This window comes from Klebsiella grimontii (assembly GCF_900200035.1).
Classification (GTDB): Bacteria; Pseudomonadota; Gammaproteobacteria; order Enterobacterales; family Enterobacteriaceae; genus Klebsiella; species Klebsiella grimontii.
The window spans coordinates 258,069-279,799 of record NZ_FZTC01000022.1; the positions used below are offsets into that span (position 1 = coordinate 258,069).

Below are 21,731 nucleotides of genomic sequence, written 5' to 3' on the forward strand. Positions count from 1 at the left end.
TCTGCCACTGGCTGAAAATTATGCAAAATGACATAAAATCAAATGTACTTCTCTCATCGTGCCCGAAAACAGTACAAGGCATGATGTTAATCATAAATGTCAATGTCATCCTGCGCTACGCTTTGTGACACACTGACGTTTTTTTAGCCACGTATCATAAAAGGTACTTCCATGTCGAGTAAGTTAGTACTGGTTCTGAACTGCGGTAGCTCCTCTCTGAAATTCGCTATCCTTGATGCCGTCAACGGTGACGAATACCTGTCTGGTTTAGCAGAATGTTTCCATCTTCCTGAAGCCCGTATCAAATGGAAAATGGATGGCAGCAAGCAAGAAGCCGAATTAGGCGCTGGCGCTGCTCACAGTGAAGCGCTGAACTTTATCGTTAACACTATTCTGGCACAAAAACCAGAACTGTCTGCTCAGCTGACCGCAATCGGCCACCGCATCGTTCACGGTGGTGAAAAATACACCAGCTCCGTCGTTATCGATGACTCCGTTATTCAGGGAATTAAAGACTCCGCGTCTTTCGCCCCGCTGCACAACCCGGCGCACCTGATCGGTATCGCAGAAGCCCTGAAATCCTTCCCTAATCTGAAAGACAAGAACGTTGCCGTGTTCGACACCGCGTTCCATCAGACTATGCCGGAAGAATCTTACCTCTATGCCCTGCCGTACAGCCTGTACAAAGAACACGGCGTACGTCGCTACGGCGCGCACGGCACCAGCCACTTCTATGTGACTCAGGAAGCCGCGAAAGTTCTGAACAAACCGGTTGAAGAGCTGAACATCATCACCTGCCATCTGGGCAACGGTGGTTCCGTTTCCGCTATCCGCAACGGTAAATGCGTTGACACTTCCATGGGTCTGACTCCGCTGGAAGGCCTGGTGATGGGTACGCGTTCTGGCGATATCGACCCGGCAATCATTTTCCATCTGCACGATGCCCTGGGCATGAGCGTAGACGCCATCAACAAAATGCTGACTAAAGAGTCCGGCCTGCTCGGTTTGACCGAAGTGACCAGCGACTGTCGCTATGTTGAAGACAACTACCAGGAAAAAGCTGACGCTAAACGTGCAATGGACGTTTACTGCCACCGCCTGGCAAAATACATCGGCTCCTACACCGCGCTGATGGACGGTCGTCTGGACGCCGTTGTGTTCACCGGTGGTATCGGTGAAAACGCCGCGATGGTTCGCGAACTGTCTCTGGGCAAACTGGGCGTACTGGGCTTTGAAGTTGATCACGAGCGTAACCTGGCTGCCCGTTTCGGCAAGTCTGGCTTCATCAACAAAGAAGGCACTCGCCCGGCTATCGTCATTCCGACCAACGAAGAGCTGGTCATCGCGCAGGACGCCAACCGTCTGACCGCCTGATTCCACACCGCCAGCCTAGCTGGCGGTGCTGTTTTGTATCCCGCCTGATACTGGCGGTAACGAAAGAGGATATATCGTGTCCCGTACAATCATGCTGATCCCTACCGGAACCAGCGTAGGCCTGACCAGCGTCAGCCTCGGTGTTATCCGTGCTATGGAACGTAAAGGCGTTCGCCTGAGCGTCTTTAAACCTATCGCTCAACCGCGTGCCGGTGGCGATGCGCCAGACCAGACCACCACCATCATTCGCGCGAACTCCGACCTTCCGGCCGCAGAGCCGTTGAAAATGAGCCACGTTGAGTCGCTGCTCTCCAGCAACCAGAAAGACGTGCTGATGGAAGAGATCATCGCCAACTACCACGCCAACACGCAGGATGCTGAAGTGGTGCTGGTTGAAGGTCTGGTCCCGACCCGCAAACATCAGTTTGCCCAGTCTCTGAACTACGAAATCGCGAAAACGCTGAACGCTGAAATCGTCTTTGTGATGTCCCAGGGTACCGATACCCCGGAACAGCTGAAAGAGCGCATTGAGCTCACCCGCAGCAGCTTCGGCGGCGCGAAAAACACCAGCATCACCGGCGTCATCGTCAACAAGCTGAATGCGCCGGTTGACGAACAGGGCCGTACTCGCCCGGACCTGTCGGAAATCTTCGACGACTCTTCCAAAGCAAAAGTCGTGAAGATCGATCCGGCTCAGCTGCAGAACGGTAGCCCATTACCGGTTCTGGGCGCGGTGCCGTGGAGCTTCGATCTGATCGCCACCCGCGCGATTGATATGGCGCATCACCTGAACGCCACCATCATCAACGAAGGCGACATCAATACCCGCCGCGTGAAGTCCGTCACCTTCTGTGCGCGTAGCATTCCGCACATGCTGGAACACTTCCGCGCAGGTTCTCTGCTGGTCACTTCCGCGGACCGTCCTGACGTACTGGTCGCCGCCTGCCTGGCCGCGATGAACGGCGTGGAAATCGGCGCCATCCTGCTGACCGGGGCCTATGAAATGGACCCGCGCGTCAGCAAGCTGTGCGAACGCGCATTTGCTACCGGCCTGCCGGTATTCATGGTTAACACCAACACCTGGCAGACCTCTCTGAGCCTGCAGAGCTTCAACCTGGAAGTGCCGGTTGACGATCACGAGCGCATCGAGAAAGTTCAGGAATACGTGGCTAACTATATCAACGCCGACTGGATTGAATCCCTGACCGCGACTTCCGAGCGCAGCCGTCGTCTCTCTCCGCCAGCCTTCCGCTATCAGCTCACCGAGCTGGCGCGTAAAGCAGGCAAGCGTGTTGTGCTGCCGGAAGGCAACGAACCGCGTACCGTTAAAGCCGCGGCTATCTGCGCCGAGCGCGGTATCGCGACCTGCGTACTGCTGGGTAACCCGGATGAAATCACCCGCGTTGCCGCTTCTCAGGGCGTAGAGCTGGGCGCCGGTATTGAAATCGTTGACCCGGAAGTGGTTCGCGAAAGCTACGTTGCTCGCCTGGTCGAGCTGCGTAAGAGCAAAGGCATGACCGAAGCGGTTGCCCGCGAGCAGCTGGAAGACAACGTGGTTCTCGGCACCCTGATGCTGGAACAAGACGAAGTCGACGGCCTGGTATCCGGCGCGGTTCACACCACCGCCAACACCATCCGTCCGCCGCTGCAGCTGATCAAAACTGCGCCGGGTAGCTCTCTGGTCTCTTCCGTATTCTTCATGCTGCTGCCGGAACAGGTTTACGTTTACGGCGACTGCGCGATCAACCCGGATCCGACCGCTGAACAGCTGGCTGAAATCGCTATCCAGTCCGCAGACTCCGCGATTGCCTTCGGCATCGAACCACGCGTAGCCATGCTCTCCTACTCCACCGGTACCTCTGGCGCCGGCAGCGATGTAGAGAAAGTACGCGAAGCGACGCGTCTGGCGCAGGAAAAACGTCCTGACCTGATGATCGACGGCCCGCTGCAGTACGATGCTGCGGTCATGGCTGACGTAGCGAAATCCAAAGCGCCGAACTCTCCGGTTGCCGGCCGCGCTACCGTGTTCATCTTCCCGGACCTGAACACCGGTAACACCACTTACAAAGCCGTACAGCGTTCTGCCGACCTGATCTCTATCGGGCCGATGCTGCAGGGGATGCGTAAGCCGGTGAACGACCTGTCCCGTGGCGCGCTGGTTGACGATATCGTCTATACCATCGCCCTGACCGCGATTCAGTCGTCCCAGCAGCAAGCATAATCTGCCCGCTGGATGAAAAAAGGCGACCTCACGGTCGCCTTTTTATTTACAGCAGCTCTCGCGCCGCCGAGACTATATCATGCGCCGTCAGGCCATACTCCTTCTGCAGAAAGTCCTGCGTTCCCACCTGGCCATAGCGCTCCTTCACCCCCACACGACGCATCGGAACCGGGCAGGTCTCCACCAGCACTTCCGCCACCGCCGATCCCAGCCCGTTATGAATACTGTGATTTTCACAGGTCACGATACGCCCGGTTTTTTCGGCGTAATTTTTCACCAGCATGCGGTCGATGGGCTTCAGGGTAAACATATCAATCACCGCAGCGCTGACCCCTTCCTGCTCAAGCTGACGCGCTGCCTCAAGGGCTTCCGCCACCATGATCCCGTTGGCTATCAGGGTGATGTCGTCACCTTCGCGCAGCACATTACCTTTGCCAATCGTGAACGTCGAACCCGGCGCGTAGACGCTCGGCGCCTGTTTGCGGATCGTGCGTACCCAGTAAAAACCGTCGAGATCGATAAGCTGCCGCAGGATATCCTCGAACATCACCGCATCGGTCACTTCCAGCACCACCGAATGCGCGAGGCCGCGCACAATCCCCATATCTTCAAATGACATATGGGTTCCGCCGTTATGACAGGCGGTCACCCCCGCGTCAGAGGCAATCACTTTGACGTTATTCCGCTGATAGTCCAGCGCCATAAACAGCTGGTCGAAGCAGCGGCGGCTGGCGAAAGCGGTAAAGGTATGGACAAACGGCTTGCGCCCGGTCAACGATAGCCCGGCGGCGGTGCCGATCACGTTCGCTTCCATAATGCCGCAATTGATGACGTGCTGTGGATGCTGCCGCGCAACGCCGTCCATCGCCATAGAGCTCATCAGATCCGCTTCCAGGGCGATAATCGGGCTATGGGCTTCAATCTGCTGCGCGACAAACCCGGCATAGACTTTACGCATCTCTACGGCATCTTTTTGTCCTGCAGGTGCAACTTTAATCATGTTCGGCCTCCAGCTGGCGAATCGTCTCGTTTAGCGTCTCTTTCATCTCGCCCGTCAGGCGCAAGTGATGGTTATTACTGAGATTCTCGAGATACGGCACGCCCTGGCCTTTCACGCTATCGAGAATGACTACCCGCGGGCGCGCATCGACGGGAGGAACGGGCTGAACCGCCGCCAGCAGTCCGGGGATGTCATCGCCTTTGACGGTAACGACGTCAAAACCAAAGGCGCGGAATTTATCTTCCAGATTGAAGGCGCGAATGATCTCGTCCAGCCTGCCGTCAAGCTGTAGCTTGTTCCAGTCAACAAACACGGTCAGATTATTCAGGCAATGATGGGCAATAAACTGGAACGCTTCCCAGCACTGGCCTTCATTCAGCTCGCCGTCGCCAACGATGCAGAATACCCGATTCGCCCGCCCCGCCAGCTTATGCGACAGCGCCATTCCGCCGGCGATGGAAATCCCCTGTCCCAGCGAGCCGGTAGTGGCGTCCACCCCGCGCGTTTTCAGCCGGTCCGGGTGGCTTGGCAGCCGCGTACCGTTCTGGTTTAGCGTACTCAGCTCTTCTAGCGGAAAATATCCCTTAATCGCTAACGTGCTGTATAGCGCCGGGCCGGCATGACCTTTCGACAGCACAAAGTAGTCGCGCTCGGGCCAGTCCGGATCGGCGGGGTCGATTTTCATCACCGCGCCGTACAGTACCGCCAGCGTCTCCACAACCGACATACTGCCGCCGTAGTGGCCGAAACCGAGATCCGTCAGCGATTTAAGGGTGGCGACGCGAATATCCCGCGCCAGTTGGGTCACTTCTTTCACATTCATGATTTAGCTCCGCTGTTCTCCTGCGCGCCGCCGCCCACAGATCTCTTTTTCGCAAAAACGTTGTACACCACCAGCAGTACGAACAACGCCACCACAAGTCCGGTAATGGCAAACGGCGACAAATAGCGGGCCAGGTTACCCAGCACGATACCGACGGCGCCGAAATCCGCATCCGAGAAAGTGGTGTTGGCAAAGCCAATCGCGCCCAGCACCGGCAGCAGCAGTACCGGCAGGAAGGTGATCAGCAGGCCGTTGGCAAACGCCCCGATCATCGCCCCGCGCCGCCCACCGGTGGCGTTGCCAAATACGCCGGCGGTCGCGCCGGTAAAGAAATGCGGCACCACGCCGGGCAGAATCAGCACCCACTTGAACTGCCCGCAGAGGAACAGCCCGACCAGGCCGCCGAGGAAGCTGAACAGGAAGCCAATCAGTACCGCATTGGGCGCATAGGGATAGACCACCGGGCAGTCCAGCGCCGGACGGGCATTAGGCACCAGCTTCTCCGAAAATCCGGTAAAGGCCGGGACGATTTCCGCCAGGATCAGACGTACCCCTTGCAGGATGATGAACACCCCGGCGGCGAAGGTAATCGCCATGATGATGGCGTATACCAGGTAGTTCTGGCCGCCGCTGAAGGTGTTTTCAACATATTCACGCCCCGCGCTCACCGCCATAATCAAATAGATAATCATCATGGTCAGCGAAATGGAGATGGAGCTGTCGCGCAGGAAGCTCAGGTTTTTCGGTAGGTTCATCTCTTCGGTTGAACGCGAGCCTTTACCGCAGACGCTACCGATCCATCCCGAAAGGACATAGCCCAGGGTGCCGAAGTGGCCGAAAGCGATGTCATCCGTGCCGGTAATACGCTTCATATAGCGCTGGGCCAGCGCCGGGAAGAACGCCATCACCAGGCCGAGGATCAGGGAACCGGTAAAGACCAGCCCGATACCTTCAAAACCCGCCACGGTAAGAATCACGCCGATCATACAGGCCATATAGAAGGTGTGGTGGCCGGTCAGGAAGATATACTTCAGACGCGTAAACCGGGCGACTACAATATTCGCTACCATCCCGAACGCCATTATAAGCGCGGTTGAAGCACCGTATTTTTCCAGCGCAATAGAAACAATCGCCTCGTTATTAGGAATAATGCCCTGAATATTAAATGCGTGTTCAAACATGCCCCCCAGCGGATTCAGCGAACCGACTAATACCGTCGCGCCGCCGCCGAGAACAATAAAACCCAGAATAGTTTTAATGGTTCCCTTGACGACATCGGAGAAAGATTTCTTTTGCGCTACCAGACCAATTAAGGCAATTAAACCGACCAGTACCGAGGGTACTTTGAGTATATCAACAACAAAATTCAGCGTTTCAAGGATAAACATATCCACCTCGCTATAAATAGTTATTGTCTGGCGAACCACGCGCGCAGCTGCGCTTCGAGTTCGTTAATATCGATGATGTTGGTAATCACCACCAGCTGGCTTTCCGGGACGCTGGCGCTGGCGGCAATATCTTTTGCCATCACGAATAAATCTGCCGCGCCCGGCGTTGCCGACGACAGATCGGAGTGCTCAACCTCAGCCTCGATATCGAGCTTTTTCAGCACCTTTTTAATATTCATCTCAACCATAAAACTACTGCCCAGGCCAGAACCGCAAATTGCCATAATTTTCATTGTTATCACCTTTTTTTGGGTAGAGTACGTCCGCATCACGCAGGTGCGTAATGGGTTATAAGTCGGATAATAAAATTAAATCAGAAACGCGCGATGATAGTTTTTATCTCCTCCAGGTTGGTTGCCTGATGTAATTTATTCATATCTTCATCGCTGGAAAATAATTCCGCCAGCGCAGAGATTGTTTCGATATGGCTATGCTTATCCGGGGCCGCAAGCATAATGACAATATCAACCGGGTCGAACTCTTCCGAGCCAAAGGACACGCCCTGCCCCAGCTTCAGCAGCGACAGACCTAAGCCTTTCGCTCCCTCCTCCGGTCGCGCGTGCGGCATCGCCAGACCCGGAGCCAGTACATAGTAGGGCCCCAACCTTTGATGCTGCTCCACGATGGCCTTTACGTACGCAGGTTCTATCACACCGGCCTTGAGCAGCGGTTGGGCACAGATGTCCAGCGCCTGTGGCCAGGTTTCCACGCTCTGCCGCAGCATGATGGTGGCATCCGAGAGCCATGTTTTGAGCATTTTGTCACCCCCACTTTTAGCAAAAGATGGGCAAACTTTATGCAAGCCGCCAAGAGTTATCTGCGAGAGCGATCACAAAGATAGCGCTACCAACGTTGAACATTCAGATTTGTGATAGCGCTATCAATTCGCAATCATCCCATCAAAACGCAGCAAAAAGGCCCGTTTAAGGCGTATACTCCTGACACGTGAAGTAATGGATGATAATAAAAAACGTCTGTTTAGCAGGAATGTGTATGTCTCTAACCCGAAAACGGCGTAGTACCGGTAAAGTCACGATCGCCGACGTTGCGCAACTGGCTGGCGTAGGAACGATGACCGTGTCCCGCGCCCTTCGCACGCCGGAACAAGTTTCCGATAAGCTACGTGAAAAAATCGAAGCGGCGGTGCAGGAGCTGGGGTACATGCCTAATCTTGCCGCCAGCGCGCTGGCGTCAGCCTCCTCACGAACCATCGCCATGGTGGTGCCAAATCTTGCGGAAGCGGGCTGCTCGGCGATGTTTGCCGGGCTTCAGCAGATATTACAGCCGGCAGGATATCAAATCATGCTGGCGGAATCGCAGCACCGTCTGGAGCAGGAAGAGAAACTACTGGAAACGCTGCTGGCTTCTAATATTGCCGCCGCCATTCTACTGAGCGTTGAGCACAGCGATACCGTACGCCACTGGCTGCAGAACGCCTCGATTCCGGTGGTGGAGATGGGCGCAATGCGCGCCGATCCTATCGACATGAATATCGGCATTGATAACGTGGCGGCGATGTTCGAGCTGACGGAGATGCTTATCCACCGCGGCTATCAGAATATCGGTCTGCTGTGCGCCAATCAGGAACAGTGGATTTTTCAGCAGCATTTACAGGGATGGTATAAAGCCATGCTGCGCCATCACATGTCGCCAAACCGGGTGATTAACGCCGCGCTGCCCGCCAACTTTTCCACCGGCGCTTCACAGCTGCCGGAGTTTTTGCTGGCATGGCCGGAACTCGATGCGCTGGTCTGCGTTTCCGATGAGCTGGCATGCGGAGCGCTGTATGAATGCCAGCGTCGGCGCATCAAAGTTCCTGATGATTTAGCCGTCGTCGGCTTTGGGGATAGTGACGTAAGTCGGGTCTGCCAGCCACCGTTAACGACGATGGCGGTACCGCATCACAAGATTGGCATCGAAGCCGGCCGTGCTCTTCTGGAGCGGCTTAGCGAGGGAAACTGGAGCGACAGAAGACCCATCGCATCCAGTTTATGCATGAGGGATAGCTGTTAAAACTACTCGGCCTCTTCCTGCTTTTCGCTTTTTGCTGACTCATTATTGGCATTGCGGGTCATCCACAGCGCCAGCGCTTTTAATGAATCCGGGGTGAACTCATCGCAGCGGGCGGTGATCTCTTCCGGCGTCAGCCAGCACACTTCGCTCACTTCTTCTTCCTGCAGGGCGAACGGCCCGTGCGAGACGCAGCTAAACAGGCCGCCCCAGACGCGGCAGTGTTTATCTTCGTAGTAAAACTGCCCGTGGTCAGCAAAAGGCACGCCGGCAATACCGAGCTCTTCTTCCGCCTCCCGGCGCGCGGACTCCAGCATTTGCTCGTCAGCCTGCACCACGCCGCCGGCGGTAGCGTCCAGCATGCCAGGCTGGAAATCTTTTGTTTCGGTACGGCGCTGTACCAGGATTTTGCCCATCCCATCATGAACAACAATGTAGGTCGCACGATGACGCAAACACTCCGCACGCATTTGTTCGCGGCTGGACTGTGCTATCACCTCATTGTTTTCATTAACAATATCGACCCATTCTGTGCTTGCCAAATGATTCTGTTCCGCCATCAGGAAACCTTACTTTTTAAAGCGCTCTTGCGGCGCGTCTATACGGTTGAGGGGTAAATTACGGGTAAATTGCGACCTCTGCAATAACCTGATTATCATCGAGTGCTAAAACCTGCAATTGCCCCTCGTTCAGCAGACCGTAGCTGGCGGTAAATCCCCCTTTAGGGATGCTGACCGAGCCGGGGTTGAAGAGGAAAATCTCACCGCGTTTCTCGGCAACCGGAATATGAGTATGACCATAAGCCAGCACATCGCCAGCGGCGAGGGGAGGCAAATTATCGGGGCTATACAGATGTCCGTGGGTCAGAAACAGGCGGGTTCGCTCGCTCAAAACCTGCTGCCAGGGGGCGGTAATGGGGAAATGGAGCAGCATCTGATCGACTTCGCTGTCGCAGTTGCCGCGTACGGCAATCACCCGCTCCGCCACGCGATTGAGCGCCTCCGCGACCTGGGCCGGAGCATAGCCTTCGGGAAGGGCGTTACGCGGCCCGTGGTTAAGCACATCGCCGAGGATAACCAGCCACTGCGCCCCACTGCGCGCGAACAGCTCAAGCACGCGTTCAGCGGCAGGCAGAGAGCCGTGGATATCCGAGGCAAACATCAGCTTCATACAATTTATCTCCACGCATGACGATGCGTCTATGATAACGGAACCGCTGAAGCTTATCAGCCCGCGCGTTTGGCTGAGAGTGCGACGTAGCGCTGTACCGACGCCCGCTGCCACTGGAAGGCGGCGTAATCCGCCAGCGCGGCGGGGACCTCATCGCCGTTAAGGACCAGTCGATTGAGCATCAGCGCCAGGTCGGTATCGGCAATGGACCACTCGCCAAATAGATTCTGCCCGCCGTGGGACAGCAGTACGCCAGCCGTTTCAAACAGCTTAGCGGCGCTTTTTTGCCCGGCGTCGCTGAGCGGAGGCTTCTTTGCGCCGCCAAAGACCACGTCCGTTGAGCGTTCTTCACGGATCGGCATTAAATCGCTGCGCAGCCAGGCCTGTACCTGACGCGCCCGCGCGCGCTTTTGCAGGTCATGCGGATAAAGCCGCTCCCATTCCGGGGGCGCAAAGCGCTCGTCCAGATATTCGGTAATCGCGGAGGATTCGCTCAGAAAAAACTCGCCGATCTCCAGCAGCGGTACGCGTCGCGTCGCGCTGTAGCCTTTCCAGCCGCTTTGCAGATGCTCGCCGCTGTCGAGGTTGACGGTTTTTAGGGTAAAAGGCAGGCTCTTTTCCTGCAGGGCAACGTAGACGGACATCACATATGGCGAGAAAAAATCGGCGTCGGACCACAGGGTAATCGCGGGCTGGCTCATAGCATCCTCAATGGCTAATGTAATGGGGCGATACGCCAACATATCCTGTCTTTCAGAGGATGTCACTGACCGCTAGCCTCAGGATCTTACATACTTCTCTGAGGTGTACGCTATCGGCGAAAGTCATCCAGAATGAGGCAAACCTGCCGGATGATGCCAGTTCACCTATACTCGAAAAGTTTGCGACCTGTGACGGCGAGGGACTCTCATGATCGATCTTTACTACGCACCCACCCCCAATGGCCACAAAATCACGCTCTTCCTTGAAGAAGCGCAGCTGCCTTACCGCCTGATCCGGGTGGATATCAGTAAGGGGGAGCAGTTTCAACCGTCGTTTCTGGCGATTTCACCGAACAACAAGATCCCGGCGATCGTTGACGATGCTCCCGCCGACGGCGGCGCCCCGTTAAGCCTGTTTGAGTCCGGCGAGATCCTGCTTTATCTGGCTGAAAAAACCGGCAAATTACTGAGCGGCGAACTCCGCGAACGCCACGTTACGCTACAGTGGTTATTCTGGCAGGTCGGTGGGTTAGGGCCGATGCTCGGGCAAAATCATCATTTCAACCACTTTGCTCCGCAGGCGGTGCCCTACGCCATTGAACGCTATCAGGTGGAAACGCAGCGTCTGTATGGCGTGCTCAATCGGCGCCTTGGCGAGAGCCCCTGGCTTGGCGGCAATCACTACAGCATCGCCGATATCGCCTGCTGGCCGTGGGTGAATGCCCATCAGCGCCAGCGTATCGACCTCGCCAGTTTTCCGGCGGTGCATAACTGGTTCGAGCGCATTCGCCAGCGCCCGGCCACCGTTGAAGCGCTGCTGAAAACAGAAGCCCATTAACCCCCTGCTCGCCCGGGAAGCTTTGATGTATGATGGCGGAAATTACTACACGGAGGAAGCCTGCAATGTCTCAACCAGACGCCATTATTCGAATTAAGAACCTGCGCCTGCGTACTTTTATCGGAATTAAAGAGGAAGAGATCGCCAACCGCCAGGACGTGGTGGTTAACGTCGCTATCCATTATCCGGCGGAGAAATCACGCAACAGCGAAGACATTAACGATGCGCTGAACTACCGCACCATCACCAAGCGCATTATTAGCCATATTGAGAATAACCGCTTCTCTCTGCTGGAAAAATTAACTCAGGATGTGCTCGATATCGCACGCGAACATCACTGGGTCACTTATGCTGAAGTAGAGATCGATAAACTGCATGCGCTGCGCTACGCCGATTCGGTATCCATGACGATGAGCTGGCGGCGTTAGGCGCATCATCTTAGGGAGGCGCTATGAACGTTCTGCTTACTGGCGGTACCGGCCTGATAGGCCGACATCTGATCCCCCGGCTACTGGAGCTGGGGCATCACGTAACGGTTTCAACGCGCAGCCCGGAAAAGGCCAAAAGCCGCCTCGACCCACGCGTCACCCTGTGGCGCGATTTCGAGCATCAGGCGAACCTCAACGGCATTGATGCCGTCATTAATCTGGCAGGCGAGCCGATCGCCGATAAACGCTGGACGGCGGAGCAGAAACAACGTCTCTGCCACAGCCGCTGGGATATCACGCAAAAGCTGGTCAAGCTGTGCAACGCCAGCGATACGCCACCCACGGTGCTGATAAGCGGTTCCGCCACCGGTTACTATGGCGACCTCGGTGAAGTCGTGGTTACCGAAGAAGAGCCGCCGCACAACGAGTTTACCCATAAGCTTTGCGCCCGCTGGGAGCAAATCGCCTGTGAAGCACAGAGCGATCGCACCCGCGTCTGCCTGCTGCGTACCGGCGTGGTGCTGGCGCCGCGCGGCGGCATTCTGGCCAAAATGACGCCGGCTTTTAAACTTGGCCTCGGCGGCCCTATCGGTAGCGGAAGGCAATATCTGGCGTGGATCCACATCGACGACATGGTCAACGGTATCCTCTGGCTGCTGGATAACGACCTGCGGGGGCCGTTTAATATGGTTTCCCCTTACCCGGTGCGTAACGAGCAGTTCGCCCACGCGCTGGGCCATGCGTTGAATCGGCCCGCCATTTTCCGCGTCCCGGCGGCGGCGATTCGCCTGCTGATGGGAGAATCTTCCGTTCTGGTACTCGGCGGCCAGCGCGCGCTGCCAAAACGCCTGGAAGCCGCCGGATTTGGCTTTCGTTGGTACGATCTGGAAGAGGCCCTTGCCGATGTCCTGAAATAGTTCAGGGGCCTTCAGGGAGGTCTCGGCGATCTCCCTGCTCTGTTATTTGTGGAACCCTCCTCGCAACGCGTAAAAACCACCGCGTCTGTCGCGTCTTAACTGTGAATCTCATTCCAGCGATCTCCCCTTCACTCTGTCATAACCCCTGCGTGTGATTTAACTTTACCCAACCGTTGACATCCGTCAACATTATATTCAGTATTAGCAGGACACATTGATGAAGGAACATCCGGATAAACATATCAGAGCCGCTATTGACTACGCGCTGGCGCGCGGCTGGATTTTTCTCCCTGGCGGCAAAAGCGCGCACTGTTTTGGGCGACTGATGTGCGGAACAGCCCACCATCGGGAACACATGATGAGCATCTGGTCAACGCCGGCGGCGCCCATGCACCATGCCAGGCAAATCATCCGCATGGTCGATCGCTGTCTGGTACCCGTATCGGGTCAGATTAACCACAAGAAGGATTAAACCATGGCGCTGTATAACTTTACGCTCACCCTCTCCGGCGTCACCGCGCATACCGTGGGACTAGAGGATGCGCTGCATGCGGCAGGCTGCGCTGATGCCCTGGTCTGCTTTTACGGAACGGCGGTCTATCTGGAGTTCGACCGCGAATGCGATTCTCTCGAACAGGCCATTTTGTCAGCGATTGCCAATATCGAATCCGCCCCGGCCCTGAATGCGCGGGTCGAATCCGTCGATTCCGCGCTGGTTGGATTAAGCGATATTGCTGAACTCACCGGCCTGACGCGACAGGCCATCGCCTTATTGAAAGATGGCGCACGAGGCTCGGGCCAGTTTCCAGGGCCGGTACAGCGGGTGAAAGGCAATTCGCCGCTGTGGCGCTGGAAAACCGTCGTCGGCTGGCTGGTGATGGAGGGACGGCTTGCCGGGGATTCACCGCTGGTCGCCCACGCCGAGGTGCTGGACAACCTCAACCTGGCGCTGCAGTTGAGGGCGACGCAAGAGAGCAACACCGTGCTGCGCTATCTCGGCGGGCTCGAAAATCAGCGCCGGGCTTCACCGAGGGTCGGTTAGACTCAGCGCTTTATGATGTTAAGGTGGCGGAATAATCCACCTCTATGGACTGCATGATGATAATACTCACTACGCCGCGCCTGCGCCTCTCGCCGTTTCACGCATCCGACTGGCCATTTTTCCTGCGCTTACGGCGAGACCCGGAAGTGATGCGCTATATGGGCGAGGTTCTTGAAGAGCCAGCGCTGCGGACGCTGTTTGAATCCCGCTGCGCTGACCCTGGCGTATTCGTACTGCGCGACGCCAGCGGCGCGGCGGTTGGCGATATCGGCCTGCGCATCAGCGGTAAAAATCCGCACGAAGCGGATATCGGATACGCTCTCCTGCCCGATGCTCAGGGAAAGGGATACGCCAGCGAAGCGTTAAAAGCAATTTGCGACTACGGCTTTAACCAGCTCGGCGTTCACGCGATAAATGCCTGGGTTCTGGGCAATAACGCTGGCTCTTCCCGCCTGCTGGAAAAACACGGTTTTATCCGCATTCAGGTGCTCGAAAAAGCGTATCATTTGAACGGAATGGACTACGATGACTGGGTGTATCGGCTGGAGCGCTAGCCGTCCCGGCGGAGGGGATTCCGCCGGGGGCATAGGCAGTATTACTTTAACGAGCCCTTCAGGAACTGCTGCAGGCGCGGGCTTTTCGGATTGCCGAAAACATCGTCAGGGTGCCCTTCTTCTTCAATCTTGCCCTGATGCAGGAAAATCACGTGCGAAGAGACATGGCGCGCAAAGCCCATTTCATGCGTTACCACGACCATGGTTTTCCCCTCTTCCGCCAGCTGCTGCATAATACGCAGCACTTCGCCCACCAGTTCAGGGTCAAGCGCCGAAGTCGGTTCATCAAACAGCAGTACGTCGGGCTCCATCGCCAGCGCGCGGGCAATGGAAACGCGCTGCTGCTGGCCGCCGGAGAGGTGCACCGGATATTTAATCTGCTGGCGTTCGTCAATACCGACTTTTGCCAGATATTTGACCGCCCGATCGCGGGCTTCCTGTTTGCTCAGGCCTAACACCTGAATCGGCGCTTCCATCACATTTTCCAGCACCGTCATATGGCTCCACAAATTGAAGTGCTGGAACACCATCGTCAGGCGGGTACGCAGCAGGCGCAGCTGGTTCTTATCTGACACCTTTAACTGACCGTCTTTATCGCGAACCAGGCCAATGTTTTGCCCGTTAACGACGATCGTCCCTTCGCTGGGCTTTTCAAGAAAGTTAATGCAGCGCAAAAAGGTACTTTTACCGGAACCGGATGAGCCAATAATACTGATCACGTCTCCGGCTTTCGCCCGCAGTGAGACGCCTTTCAGTACCTCATGCTCGCCGTAACGTTTATGCAGATCGATTACATTTAATTTATTGTCGGACATGGCGTTCTCAGTGCGTCGAAGAAGGTTTGATGTGCTGGAGCCAGCGCTTTTCCGCTCTGCGGAACAGGCTAATCAGCACATACGAGATAATTAAGTACAGTACTGCGGCAATACCAAAGGCGGTAAACGGCTGGTAGGTTGCCGAGTTAATATCGCGGGCAATTTTCAGCAGATCCGGCACCGTGGCGGTAAAAGCCAGCGCGGTGGAATGCAGCATCAGAATCACTTCGTTGCTGTACGCAGGCAGAGCGATACGCAGCGCGGAAGGCAGGATAATGCAGCGATACATTTTAACCGAGGAAAAACCGTACGCCCGGGCGGCCTCTATCTCGCCTGCCGGCACTGAACGAATCGCCCCGGCGAAAATCTCCGTGGTATAGGCGCAGGTGTTCAGCGTCAGCGCCAGCACCGTACAGTTCAGCCCGCTGCGAAAGAAGGCGTTCAGCAGTTCAGTGCCTTTGACGATTTCCAGCGTATACATCCCGGAATAGAACACCAGCAGTTGAACGTACAGCGGCGTGCCGCGAAAGATATAGGTGAATAGCCAGATAGGGAACTGGATAAATTTGTTGCTCGACACTCGGCCTATTGCGAGGAAAACCGCCAGGATGCCGCCCATCACCACGGAAGAGATCAGCAGCCAGAGCGTAATCGCGACGCCGGTAAAGCGGTAGCCGTCGGTCCACAGCAGGGATTTCCAGTACTCCTGAATAATGTCAATCACAGGTCAGCCCTCTTCACGCCCACAGAGTAACGGCGTTCGAGCATCAGCAGCACACCATTGGAAACCGTTGTAAATACGAGATAAATCAGGCCGCAGACGATGGCGAAGTAGAACGGCTCCCAGGTGCTTTTACCCGCCAGCTGGGTTGCCTTGACCACATCCTCCAGCCCCAGCAGCGAGACCAGCGCGGTCGCTTTGAGGATCACCTGCCAGTTGTTGCCTATTCCAGGCAGCGCATAGCGCATCATTGCCGGGAACAGAATGCGACGAAAGGTTTGCCCGCCGCTAAAGCCGAAAGCCGTCGCCGCTTCAATATGCCCCGTCGGCACCGCCAGGAAGGCGCCGCGAAAAGTTTCGGTGAAGTAGGCGCCGTAAATAAAGCCCAGCGTGATGATACCCGCCACCATTGGGTCAATATCAAACTGCGCCAGGCCAAGCGCATCGGTCACGCTGTTAAGCGCGATCTGCAGCCCGTAGAAAATCAGCAGCATCAGCACCAGATCGGGGACACCACGGATTAAAGTGGTATAGCCTTCAAAAATCAGCGCTAATGGACGATTGTTAGAAAGTTTCGCCCCAGCGCCCGCCAGGCCGATAAGCACCGCCAGAACGACCGAGCTTAACGCCAGCTCAAGGGTGACCAGCGCGCCCTGAAATATAACCTGTGAAAACCCGTACAGCATGCTGTCTGCCCTGTCTGTCATCAACCATCGCGCGTGAAATCACGCGCGATGGGGTACGCGGGATGATTAGTCGCCGTACACGTTAAAATCGAAATATTTCTTCGCCAGCTTGTCGTAGGTGCCGTCCTGGCGCATCTCGGCAAAGGCTTTATTCAATGCTTCACGCAGTTCGTTGTCCTCTTTACGCAGCCCCATACCGGTGCCGACGCCGAACAGCTTCTCGTCTTTAATCGACGGGCCGCCGAACTGATAATCCTTGCCGATAGGCTGTTTGAGGAAGCCTTCGCTGGCGGCGACTTCATCCTGGAACGCAGCATCGATACGTCCAGCGGTCAGGTCAGAATAAATATTGTCCTGCCCCTGGTAGGAAACGATTTCAATACCCTTCGGCGCCCAGTGCTCGTTGCCGTAGGTTTCCTGAGTGGTACCCTGCAGAACGCCAACGCGTTTACCTTTCAGCTTCGCGAGGTCTGGCGTAATATCGCTGCCTTTTTTCACGACCAGGCGCGAATCCGCCGCGTAAAGCTTGTCGGTGAAGGCAATTTCCTGCTGACGTTTTTCGGTGATTGAAAGCGAAGACATAATGGCATCGATTTTCTTCGCTTTTAAAGACGGGATCAGCGCGTCCAGCGGGTTCTCAATGAAGGTACATTGCGTATTGATGCGCTTACAGAGCTCTTTTGCCAGATCGATGTCAAAACCAACCAATTCACCCTGTGCATTCTTGGATTCGAACGGGGCATAAGTAGGATCGGTGCCGATGCGGACTTTTTGTGGAATGGCTGCGAATACAGTGGAAACGCTGGAAAGGGCCAGCGCTAAAGAGAGAGACAACGCCAGTTTTTTCATAACTATCCTCAACAGACTGTCATTCTAACGGATTTATTAGAAGTACTTACGGCAGTTATCGTGCCATTATTCGCCCCGGTAAGGCAAAACATTCCGCGCCAGGAAGCAAATTTTTTCGCATCAGAAACGCTTAACTATGCACTTATTAACATCCCGTGCGGAATTCTTTGCACCAAAGCGATCCGCAAAAAGCGCAGTTGCACCAATAATGGGCAGAAATAGATACGCGTGGCCCGGAGTCCGGGCCAGCGGGCGTCTTACTCACCGTAAACGTTGAAGTCGAAGTACTTCTTCGCCATTTTGTCGTAGGTACCGTCTTTACGCATGTCAGCCAGCGCTTTATCAAACGCGGCCTTCAGCTCGCTATCGTCCTTACGCAGGCCGATGCCGGTACCATCACCGAAGAATTTTTTGTCTTTAACGGAAGGACCGGCAAACGCGAAATCTTTACCGGCGGGTTGCTTGAGGAAACCTTCGCTCGCGGCCACTTCATCCTGCAATGCGGCGTCAAGGCGGCCAGCGGAGAGGTCTGAGTAAATCAAATCCTGGTTCTGATAAGCCACGACATCGACGCCGTGGCTGCGCCAGCGTTCATTACCATAGGCCTCCTGGGTAGAGCCCTGAAGCACGCCGACATGCTTGCCTTTCAGCGATTCCAGCGTTGGCTGAATCGGCGAGCCTTTGGCGGCAATCAGGCGCGAGTCGGCGGCGTAGAGCTTGTCAGAGAAGGCGATTTCCTGCTGGCGTTTTTCCGTAATCGACAACGAAGAGATGATAGCGTCGATTTTCTTGGCCTTCAGCGACGGGATCAGGGAGTCGAAATCGCTGCCAACCCAGGTACATTTTACTTTGATACGCGAACAGAGCTCATTGCCCAAATCAATGTCAAAACCCACGAAATCCCCTTTCGCATCCTTAGAAGAGAAAGGCGCGTAGGTGGCATCGGTGCCAATGCGAATACTCTGCGGCAGCGCGGCGAACGCGCTGGAGGCGCTGCAAATGCCCATCATTAAAGAGAGAGCCAGGACCGTCTTCTTCATAGGTTACCCTTAAGTGTCGTGATGTTGTTATGCGATGCGTTATTTTGTTATTTATGCTGCCGACAAAATCTTGCACGTTTTATGCCATTTTCTCAGTGCGTGCTGGAAATGGCGTTAAATTTGTTAAATAAAGGTTGCAAGTTTGTCTTAAAAGGGAAGATACCAGCAATAACGGATAAACCGCAGTGTCACAGCGCAAAAAAACAAATTAAATGTTGAGGATTTGATCGAGGCGACAAAATTGCACTGCGGCAATGCAGATGTGAATAAAGCGCACTATCTTAGTGCGCTTTACGCTCCCTGCCAGCGGGTAAAGAGGTCTTCAGGAAGAGAAATATCAAACTGATCGATAACGCGGTTGACCGTTTGGTTTATCACGTCATCAAGGGTCTTTGGCCGATGATAAAACGCGGGAACCGGCGGCATAATCACCGCGCCCATTTCCGCCGCCTGGACCAGCAGACGCAGGTGGCCAAGGTGGAACGGCGTTTCCCTTACGCACAGCACCAGCGGGCGACGCTCTTTGAGCACCACGTCTGCCGCCCTGGTCAATAGCCCATCGGTATAGCTATGAACAATGCCGGAAAGGGTCTTCATCGAACACGGCAAAATGACCATTCCCGCGGTTTTAAAAGAGCCGGAAGAGATGCTGGCGGCGATATCGCGGGCATCGTGCACCACATCGGCTAACGCCTGCACCTCCCGCAGGGAGAAATCCGTCTCCAGCGCCAGCGTCTGCCGCGCCGCCTGGCTTAAAATAAGATGGGTTTCGACATCAGGCACCTCGCGCAAAACCTGGAGCAAACGCACGCCGTAGATTGCGCCGCTGGCGCCAGATATACCGATAATGAGTCGCTTCACGATGATTGCCCCTTTCCCACGATGGCGCAGACTTTGCCGGATTATAGCCCCCGACGCAACCGCGGACCCGCAATTGGCGCGAGAAAATAAAAAAGCCCGCAGTCTCCGGACCGCGGGCTTCTGGTGAATCAAGGCATTACCCTTCGTTGTGCATCTCCAGGTTTTCCACTTCGTTCTGCAGCTGAACCGCTTTTGCGTCGTCGTTGCGCAGAGAGTCAAGGAAATCCAGATAGGTCTGATCAACATCTTTGGTGACGTAGATACCGTTGAACACCGAGCATTCGAACTGCTGAATATCCGGATTCTCAGCGCGCACCGCGTCAATCAGATCGTCCAGATCCTGGAAAATCAGGCCGTCTGCGCCGATGATCTGGCGAATCTCATCCACTTCACGCCCGTGTGCGATCAGCTCATTGGCAGTCGGCATATCGATGCCATACACGTTCGGGAAGCGAATTTCCGGCGCCGCGGAGGCCAGATACACTTTCTTCGCCCCGGCTTCGCGCGCCATCTCGATAATCTGCTCTGAGGTAGTGCCGCGCACGATGGAGTCATCCACCAGCAGCACGTTCTTATCGCGGAACTCGGCGCGGTTGGCGTTAAGCTTACGGCGCACGGACTTACGGCGCAGCTGCTGGCCCGGCATGATAAAGGTGCGGCCAACGTAGCGGTTTTTAACAAACCCCTGGCGGTAAGGTTTGTCGAGAATACGGGCAATTTCCAGCGCGATATCGCAGGAGGTTTCCGGGATAGGAATGACCACGTCGATATCCAGATCTTCCCACTCGCGGGCAATTTTCTCGCCCAGCTTCGTGCCCATATTAACGCGCGCGCTGTAGACGGAGATTTTATCGATGAAGGAGTCCGGACGCGCAAAGTAGACATATTCGAACAGGCACGGGTTGCTGACCGGGTTCTCCGCGCATTGACGAGTGAACAGCTGACCTTTTTCGGTGATGTACACCGCTTCGCCAGGCGCCACGTCGCGCAGGAACTCAAAGCCCAGCGTATCCAGCGCCACGCTTTCCGAAGCCACCATATACTCGGTGCGGCCATCGCCGATATCGCGCTTGCCCAGCACCAGCGGACGGATGCCGTTCGGGTCGCGGAAGGCGACCATGCCGTGGCCGATAATCATCGCCACGCAGGCGTAAGCGCCGCGAATCTGGCGGTTGGTGGCAGCGATCGCCGCAAAAATGTTGTCTGCTTCCAGCGGATAGTGGCGGTAATTGTCCAGCTCGCTGGCGAAGATATTGAGCAGAATTTCGGAATCAGAGGTGGTGTTGATGTGGCGGCGTTTTTCTTCAAACAGCTTTTTACGCAGCTCGTGAGCGTTAGTCAGGTTACCGTTGTGCGCCAACGTAATGCCGTACGGCGAGTTGACGTAGAAAGGCTGTGCCTCGGAGGCGCTGGAGCTGCCCGCCGTCGGGTAACGAACGTGACCAATACCCATATTGCCCTGCATACGCTGCATATGGCGAGCTTCAAAAACGTCGCTCACCAGTCCGTTCGCCTTACGCAAACGGAAACAGTTGTTCGCATCAATAGTGATGATGCCTGCGGCATCCTGGCCACGATGCTGAAGCACCGTTAACGCGTCATAAATCGACTGGTTTACCGGCATAACACCGGCGATACCGACAATACCGCACATACGTCTTTTCCTCGTTAAGCTACATCCCAACGCTTATGCTTTGGGCAAGAAACTTGACGAGCTCTGCAGATAGTCAAAAAACCATCTGATAACGAAACTGAACTGCGGGATAAGCTCAGACTTTTGCCAGTCTTCGCTTTTCGCCATACCGGTAAAGCTATCGAGAAAGAACAGAATCGCTGAGACGATTAACACCCCGCGCAGGGCGCCAAAGCAGATCCCTAACACCCTGTCGGTTCCCGACAGGCCGGTTTTTTCCACCAGCTGACCTATCACAAAGTTAACGATAGCGCCGACGATAAGCGTTGCGATAAACAGTATCGCGATAGCAATCCCATTTCGGACCAGTTCGTCTTCAAAGCCCGTGAACCAGACAGCCAGGTAAGTGTAGTAATGACTGGCAACAAAGAAAGCGCATCCCCAGGTTACCAGCGATAAAGCTTCACGAACAAAGCCGCGGATCAGGCTAACCAGTGAGGAAAAACCAATCACCGCAATTATGGCGTAATCAATCCAGACCATATACGTCCCACGATTTTACGCCCTGTCGTCCGGTTCGGGGCGCATTCTAACAGAAAA

The 21,731-nt window shown here is 55.5% G+C and carries 25 protein-coding genes and 1 pseudogene; 10 read left to right on the top strand and 16 right to left on the bottom strand.

From position 1 onward, the window contains the following. The first annotated feature begins 171 nt into the window (after positions 1-171). On the top strand, positions 172-1,374 hold the full coding sequence (gene ackA / locus KOSB73_RS21895; RefSeq protein WP_004123156.1) for an acetate kinase: 1,203 nt from the start codon (positions 172-174) through the stop codon (positions 1,372-1,374). A gap of 76 nt (positions 1,375-1,450) precedes the next feature. Then, the gene (pta, locus tag KOSB73_RS21900) at positions 1,451-3,595 is read left to right on the top strand and encodes a phosphate acetyltransferase (RefSeq protein ID WP_024359270.1); all 2,145 of its coding nucleotides are present in this window, start codon (positions 1,451-1,453) and stop codon (positions 3,593-3,595) included. A 46-nt stretch (positions 3,596-3,641) separates the two neighbouring features. On the opposite strand, the gene KOSB73_RS21905 is transcribed toward pta, so the two are convergent. The 5 genes from KOSB73_RS21905 to KOSB73_RS21925 all read right to left on the bottom strand — a co-directional run bounded on the left by KOSB73_RS21905 (position 3,642) and on the right by KOSB73_RS21925 (position 7,623). Further along, on the bottom strand, positions 3,642-4,595 hold the full coding sequence (locus tag KOSB73_RS21905; RefSeq protein WP_004870922.1) for a transketolase family protein: 954 nt from the start codon (positions 4,593-4,595) through the stop codon (positions 3,642-3,644). Continuing rightward, on the bottom strand, positions 4,588-5,418 hold the full coding sequence (locus tag KOSB73_RS21910; protein WP_049088452.1) for a transketolase: 831 nt from the start codon (positions 5,416-5,418) through the stop codon (positions 4,588-4,590). The genes KOSB73_RS21905 and KOSB73_RS21910 overlap by 8 nt, the downstream gene beginning before the upstream one ends. Continuing rightward, complete coding sequence (locus KOSB73_RS21915) at positions 5,415-6,806, bottom strand: PTS ascorbate transporter subunit IIC (RefSeq protein WP_098140993.1); 1,392 nt, start codon at positions 6,804-6,806, stop codon at positions 5,415-5,417. Before KOSB73_RS21915 ends, KOSB73_RS21910 begins: the two co-directional genes overlap by 4 nt. A 20-nt stretch (positions 6,807-6,826) precedes the next feature. Then, complete coding sequence (locus KOSB73_RS21920; RefSeq protein WP_004870916.1) at positions 6,827-7,099, bottom strand: PTS sugar transporter subunit IIB; 273 nt, start codon at positions 7,097-7,099, stop codon at positions 6,827-6,829. A gap of 80 nt (positions 7,100-7,179) precedes the next feature. Then, positions 7,180-7,623, bottom strand: a complete 444-nt coding sequence (locus tag KOSB73_RS21925) for a PTS sugar transporter subunit IIA (protein ID WP_004870914.1) — start codon at positions 7,621-7,623, stop codon at positions 7,180-7,182. 236 nt (positions 7,624-7,859) lie between these two features. Between KOSB73_RS21925 and KOSB73_RS21930 the strand changes: the two genes are divergently transcribed. Next, a complete protein-coding gene (locus tag KOSB73_RS21930; protein WP_004870912.1) occupies positions 7,860-8,879 on the top strand; it encodes a LacI family DNA-binding transcriptional regulator in 1,020 nt (339 codons plus the stop codon). A 2-nt stretch (positions 8,880-8,881) separates the two neighbouring features. Here the strand turns inward: KOSB73_RS21930 and yfcD are convergent, their stop codons facing one another. The 3 genes from yfcD to yfcF are packed head-to-tail and all read right to left on the bottom strand — an operon-like array spanning position 8,882 to position 10,747. Beyond that, a complete protein-coding gene (gene yfcD / locus KOSB73_RS21935; protein WP_004852867.1) occupies positions 8,882-9,436 on the bottom strand; it encodes an NUDIX hydrolase YfcD in 555 nt (184 codons plus the stop codon). Positions 9,437-9,494: 58 nt separating this feature from the next. Further along, the gene (gene yfcE / locus KOSB73_RS21940) at positions 9,495-10,046 is read right to left on the bottom strand and encodes a phosphodiesterase (protein WP_004870910.1); all 552 of its coding nucleotides are present in this window, start codon (positions 10,044-10,046) and stop codon (positions 9,495-9,497) included. A 56-nt stretch (positions 10,047-10,102) separates the two neighbouring features. Further along, a complete protein-coding gene (gene yfcF / locus KOSB73_RS21945; RefSeq protein WP_024359273.1) occupies positions 10,103-10,747 on the bottom strand; it encodes a glutathione transferase in 645 nt (214 codons plus the stop codon). A gap of 208 nt (positions 10,748-10,955) precedes the next feature. Here yfcF and yfcG point away from each other — a divergent pair, with 208 nt between their 5' ends. The 6 genes from yfcG to KOSB73_RS21975 all read left to right on the top strand — a co-directional run bounded on the left by yfcG (position 10,956) and on the right by KOSB73_RS21975 (position 14,526). Further along, positions 10,956-11,585, top strand: a complete 630-nt coding sequence (yfcG, locus tag KOSB73_RS21950; protein ID WP_049087139.1) for a GSH-dependent disulfide bond oxidoreductase — start codon at positions 10,956-10,958, stop codon at positions 11,583-11,585. Between the two features lie 65 nt (positions 11,586-11,650). Further along, positions 11,651-12,013: a dihydroneopterin triphosphate 2'-epimerase gene (gene folX / locus KOSB73_RS21955; protein WP_004104107.1), complete on the top strand. Its 363-nt coding sequence runs from the start codon at positions 11,651-11,653 to the stop codon at positions 12,011-12,013. Positions 12,014-12,036: 23 nt separating this feature from the next. Continuing rightward, positions 12,037-12,930, top strand: a complete 894-nt coding sequence (locus tag KOSB73_RS21960; RefSeq protein ID WP_024359275.1) for a TIGR01777 family oxidoreductase — start codon at positions 12,037-12,039, stop codon at positions 12,928-12,930. Positions 12,931-13,147: 217 nt separating this feature from the next. Continuing rightward, a complete protein-coding gene (locus KOSB73_RS21965) occupies positions 13,148-13,402 on the top strand; it encodes a hypothetical protein (RefSeq protein WP_024359276.1) in 255 nt (84 codons plus the stop codon). Positions 13,403-13,405: 3 nt separating this feature from the next. After that, positions 13,406-13,972 (top strand): hypothetical protein, encoded by a 567-nt coding sequence (locus KOSB73_RS21970; protein ID WP_049088443.1) that lies wholly within the window; start codon positions 13,406-13,408, stop codon positions 13,970-13,972. A gap of 56 nt (positions 13,973-14,028) precedes the next feature. Further along, positions 14,029-14,526, top strand: a complete 498-nt coding sequence (locus KOSB73_RS21975; RefSeq protein WP_024359278.1) for a GNAT family N-acetyltransferase — start codon at positions 14,029-14,031, stop codon at positions 14,524-14,526. Positions 14,527-14,567: 41 nt separating this feature from the next. Here the strand turns inward: KOSB73_RS21975 and hisP are convergent, their stop codons facing one another. From hisP to argT, 5 genes are all read right to left on the bottom strand, one after another. Then, positions 14,568-15,341: a histidine ABC transporter ATP-binding protein HisP gene (hisP, locus tag KOSB73_RS21980; protein WP_004123193.1), complete on the bottom strand. Its 774-nt coding sequence runs from the start codon at positions 15,339-15,341 to the stop codon at positions 14,568-14,570. Between the two features lie 7 nt (positions 15,342-15,348). Continuing rightward, the gene (gene hisM, locus KOSB73_RS21985; RefSeq protein ID WP_004870894.1) at positions 15,349-16,065 is read right to left on the bottom strand and encodes a histidine ABC transporter permease HisM; all 717 of its coding nucleotides are present in this window, start codon (positions 16,063-16,065) and stop codon (positions 15,349-15,351) included. Beyond that, positions 16,062-16,748, bottom strand: a complete 687-nt coding sequence (locus KOSB73_RS21990) for a histidine ABC transporter permease HisQ (RefSeq protein WP_004123199.1) — start codon at positions 16,746-16,748, stop codon at positions 16,062-16,064. The genes hisM and KOSB73_RS21990 overlap by 4 nt, the downstream gene beginning before the upstream one ends. Positions 16,749-16,814: 66 nt before the next feature. Further along, the gene (gene hisJ / locus KOSB73_RS21995) at positions 16,815-17,597 is read right to left on the bottom strand and encodes a histidine ABC transporter substrate-binding protein HisJ (RefSeq protein ID WP_004123203.1); all 783 of its coding nucleotides are present in this window, start codon (positions 17,595-17,597) and stop codon (positions 16,815-16,817) included. 257 nt (positions 17,598-17,854) lie between these two features. Then, positions 17,855-18,637 carry a lysine/arginine/ornithine ABC transporter substrate-binding protein ArgT gene (gene argT, locus KOSB73_RS22000; RefSeq protein WP_024359280.1) on the bottom strand — a complete coding sequence of 261 codons (783 nt, stop codon included), beginning with the start codon at positions 18,635-18,637 and terminating at the stop codon, positions 17,855-17,857. 53 nt (positions 18,638-18,690) lie between these two features. Here argT and KOSB73_RS31520 point away from each other — a divergent pair. Beyond that, a pseudogene (locus tag KOSB73_RS31520) lies at positions 18,691-18,816 on the top strand (hypothetical protein). Positions 18,817-18,928: 112 nt separating this feature from the next. On the opposite strand, the gene KOSB73_RS22005 reads toward KOSB73_RS31520, so the two are convergent. From KOSB73_RS22005 to cvpA, 3 genes are all read right to left on the bottom strand, one after another. Continuing rightward, the gene (locus KOSB73_RS22005) at positions 18,929-19,498 is read right to left on the bottom strand and encodes a UbiX family flavin prenyltransferase (protein ID WP_049088439.1); all 570 of its coding nucleotides are present in this window, start codon (positions 19,496-19,498) and stop codon (positions 18,929-18,931) included. A gap of 136 nt (positions 19,499-19,634) precedes the next feature. Then, positions 19,635-21,152 (bottom strand): amidophosphoribosyltransferase, encoded by a 1,518-nt coding sequence (gene purF, locus KOSB73_RS22010; protein ID WP_098140995.1) that lies wholly within the window; start codon positions 21,150-21,152, stop codon positions 19,635-19,637. Between the two features lie 33 nt (positions 21,153-21,185). Continuing rightward, positions 21,186-21,674 carry a colicin V production protein gene (cvpA, locus tag KOSB73_RS22015; protein WP_004104143.1) on the bottom strand — a complete coding sequence of 163 codons (489 nt, stop codon included), beginning with the start codon at positions 21,672-21,674 and terminating at the stop codon, positions 21,186-21,188. Between the last annotated feature and the right edge of the window lie 57 nt (positions 21,675-21,731).

What these genes read in the sequence shown, in the direction of transcription:
- yfcF (WP_024359273.1), bottom strand. Translation starts at nt 10,747, where the DNA reads ATGAGCCAGCCCGCGATTACCCTGTGGTCCGACGCCGATTTTTTCTCG.
- KOSB73_RS21975 (WP_024359278.1), top strand. Translation starts at nt 14,029, where the DNA reads ATGATAATACTCACTACGCCGCGCCTGCGCCTCTCGCCGTTTCACGCA.
- ackA (WP_004123156.1), top strand. Translation starts at nt 172, where the DNA reads ATGTCGAGTAAGTTAGTACTGGTTCTGAACTGCGGTAGCTCCTCTCTG.
- yfcD (WP_004852867.1), bottom strand. Translation starts at nt 9,436, where the DNA reads ATGGCGGAACAGAATCATTTGGCAAGCACAGAATGGGTCGATATTGTT.
- KOSB73_RS21915 (WP_098140993.1), bottom strand. Translation starts at nt 6,806, where the DNA reads ATGTTTATCCTTGAAACGCTGAATTTTGTTGTTGATATACTCAAAGTA.
- KOSB73_RS21930 (WP_004870912.1), top strand. Translation starts at nt 7,860, where the DNA reads ATGTCTCTAACCCGAAAACGGCGTAGTACCGGTAAAGTCACGATCGCC.
- KOSB73_RS21925 (WP_004870914.1), bottom strand. Translation starts at nt 7,623, where the DNA reads ATGCTCAAAACATGGCTCTCGGATGCCACCATCATGCTGCGGCAGAGC.
- KOSB73_RS21920 (WP_004870916.1), bottom strand. Translation starts at nt 7,099, where the DNA reads ATGAAAATTATGGCAATTTGCGGTTCTGGCCTGGGCAGTAGTTTTATG.
- yfcE (WP_004870910.1), bottom strand. Translation starts at nt 10,046, where the DNA reads ATGAAGCTGATGTTTGCCTCGGATATCCACGGCTCTCTGCCTGCCGCT.
- KOSB73_RS21905 (WP_004870922.1), bottom strand. Translation starts at nt 4,595, where the DNA reads ATGATTAAAGTTGCACCTGCAGGACAAAAAGATGCCGTAGAGATGCGT.
- purF (WP_098140995.1), bottom strand. Translation starts at nt 21,152, where the DNA reads ATGTGCGGTATTGTCGGTATCGCCGGTGTTATGCCGGTAAACCAGTCG.
- KOSB73_RS21960 (WP_024359275.1), top strand. Translation starts at nt 12,037, where the DNA reads ATGAACGTTCTGCTTACTGGCGGTACCGGCCTGATAGGCCGACATCTG.
- hisP (WP_004123193.1), bottom strand. Translation starts at nt 15,341, where the DNA reads ATGTCCGACAATAAATTAAATGTAATCGATCTGCATAAACGTTACGGC.
- cvpA (WP_004104143.1), bottom strand. Translation starts at nt 21,674, where the DNA reads ATGGTCTGGATTGATTACGCCATAATTGCGGTGATTGGTTTTTCCTCA.
- KOSB73_RS21910 (WP_049088452.1), bottom strand. Translation starts at nt 5,418, where the DNA reads ATGAATGTGAAAGAAGTGACCCAACTGGCGCGGGATATTCGCGTCGCC.
- folX (WP_004104107.1), top strand. Translation starts at nt 11,651, where the DNA reads ATGTCTCAACCAGACGCCATTATTCGAATTAAGAACCTGCGCCTGCGT.
- KOSB73_RS21970 (WP_049088443.1), top strand. Translation starts at nt 13,406, where the DNA reads ATGGCGCTGTATAACTTTACGCTCACCCTCTCCGGCGTCACCGCGCAT.
- KOSB73_RS21990 (WP_004123199.1), bottom strand. Translation starts at nt 16,748, where the DNA reads ATGCTGTACGGGTTTTCACAGGTTATATTTCAGGGCGCGCTGGTCACC.
- KOSB73_RS21965 (WP_024359276.1), top strand. Translation starts at nt 13,148, where the DNA reads ATGAAGGAACATCCGGATAAACATATCAGAGCCGCTATTGACTACGCG.
- argT (WP_024359280.1), bottom strand. Translation starts at nt 18,637, where the DNA reads ATGAAGAAGACGGTCCTGGCTCTCTCTTTAATGATGGGCATTTGCAGC.
- hisJ (WP_004123203.1), bottom strand. Translation starts at nt 17,597, where the DNA reads ATGAAAAAACTGGCGTTGTCTCTCTCTTTAGCGCTGGCCCTTTCCAGC.
- yfcG (WP_049087139.1), top strand. Translation starts at nt 10,956, where the DNA reads ATGATCGATCTTTACTACGCACCCACCCCCAATGGCCACAAAATCACG.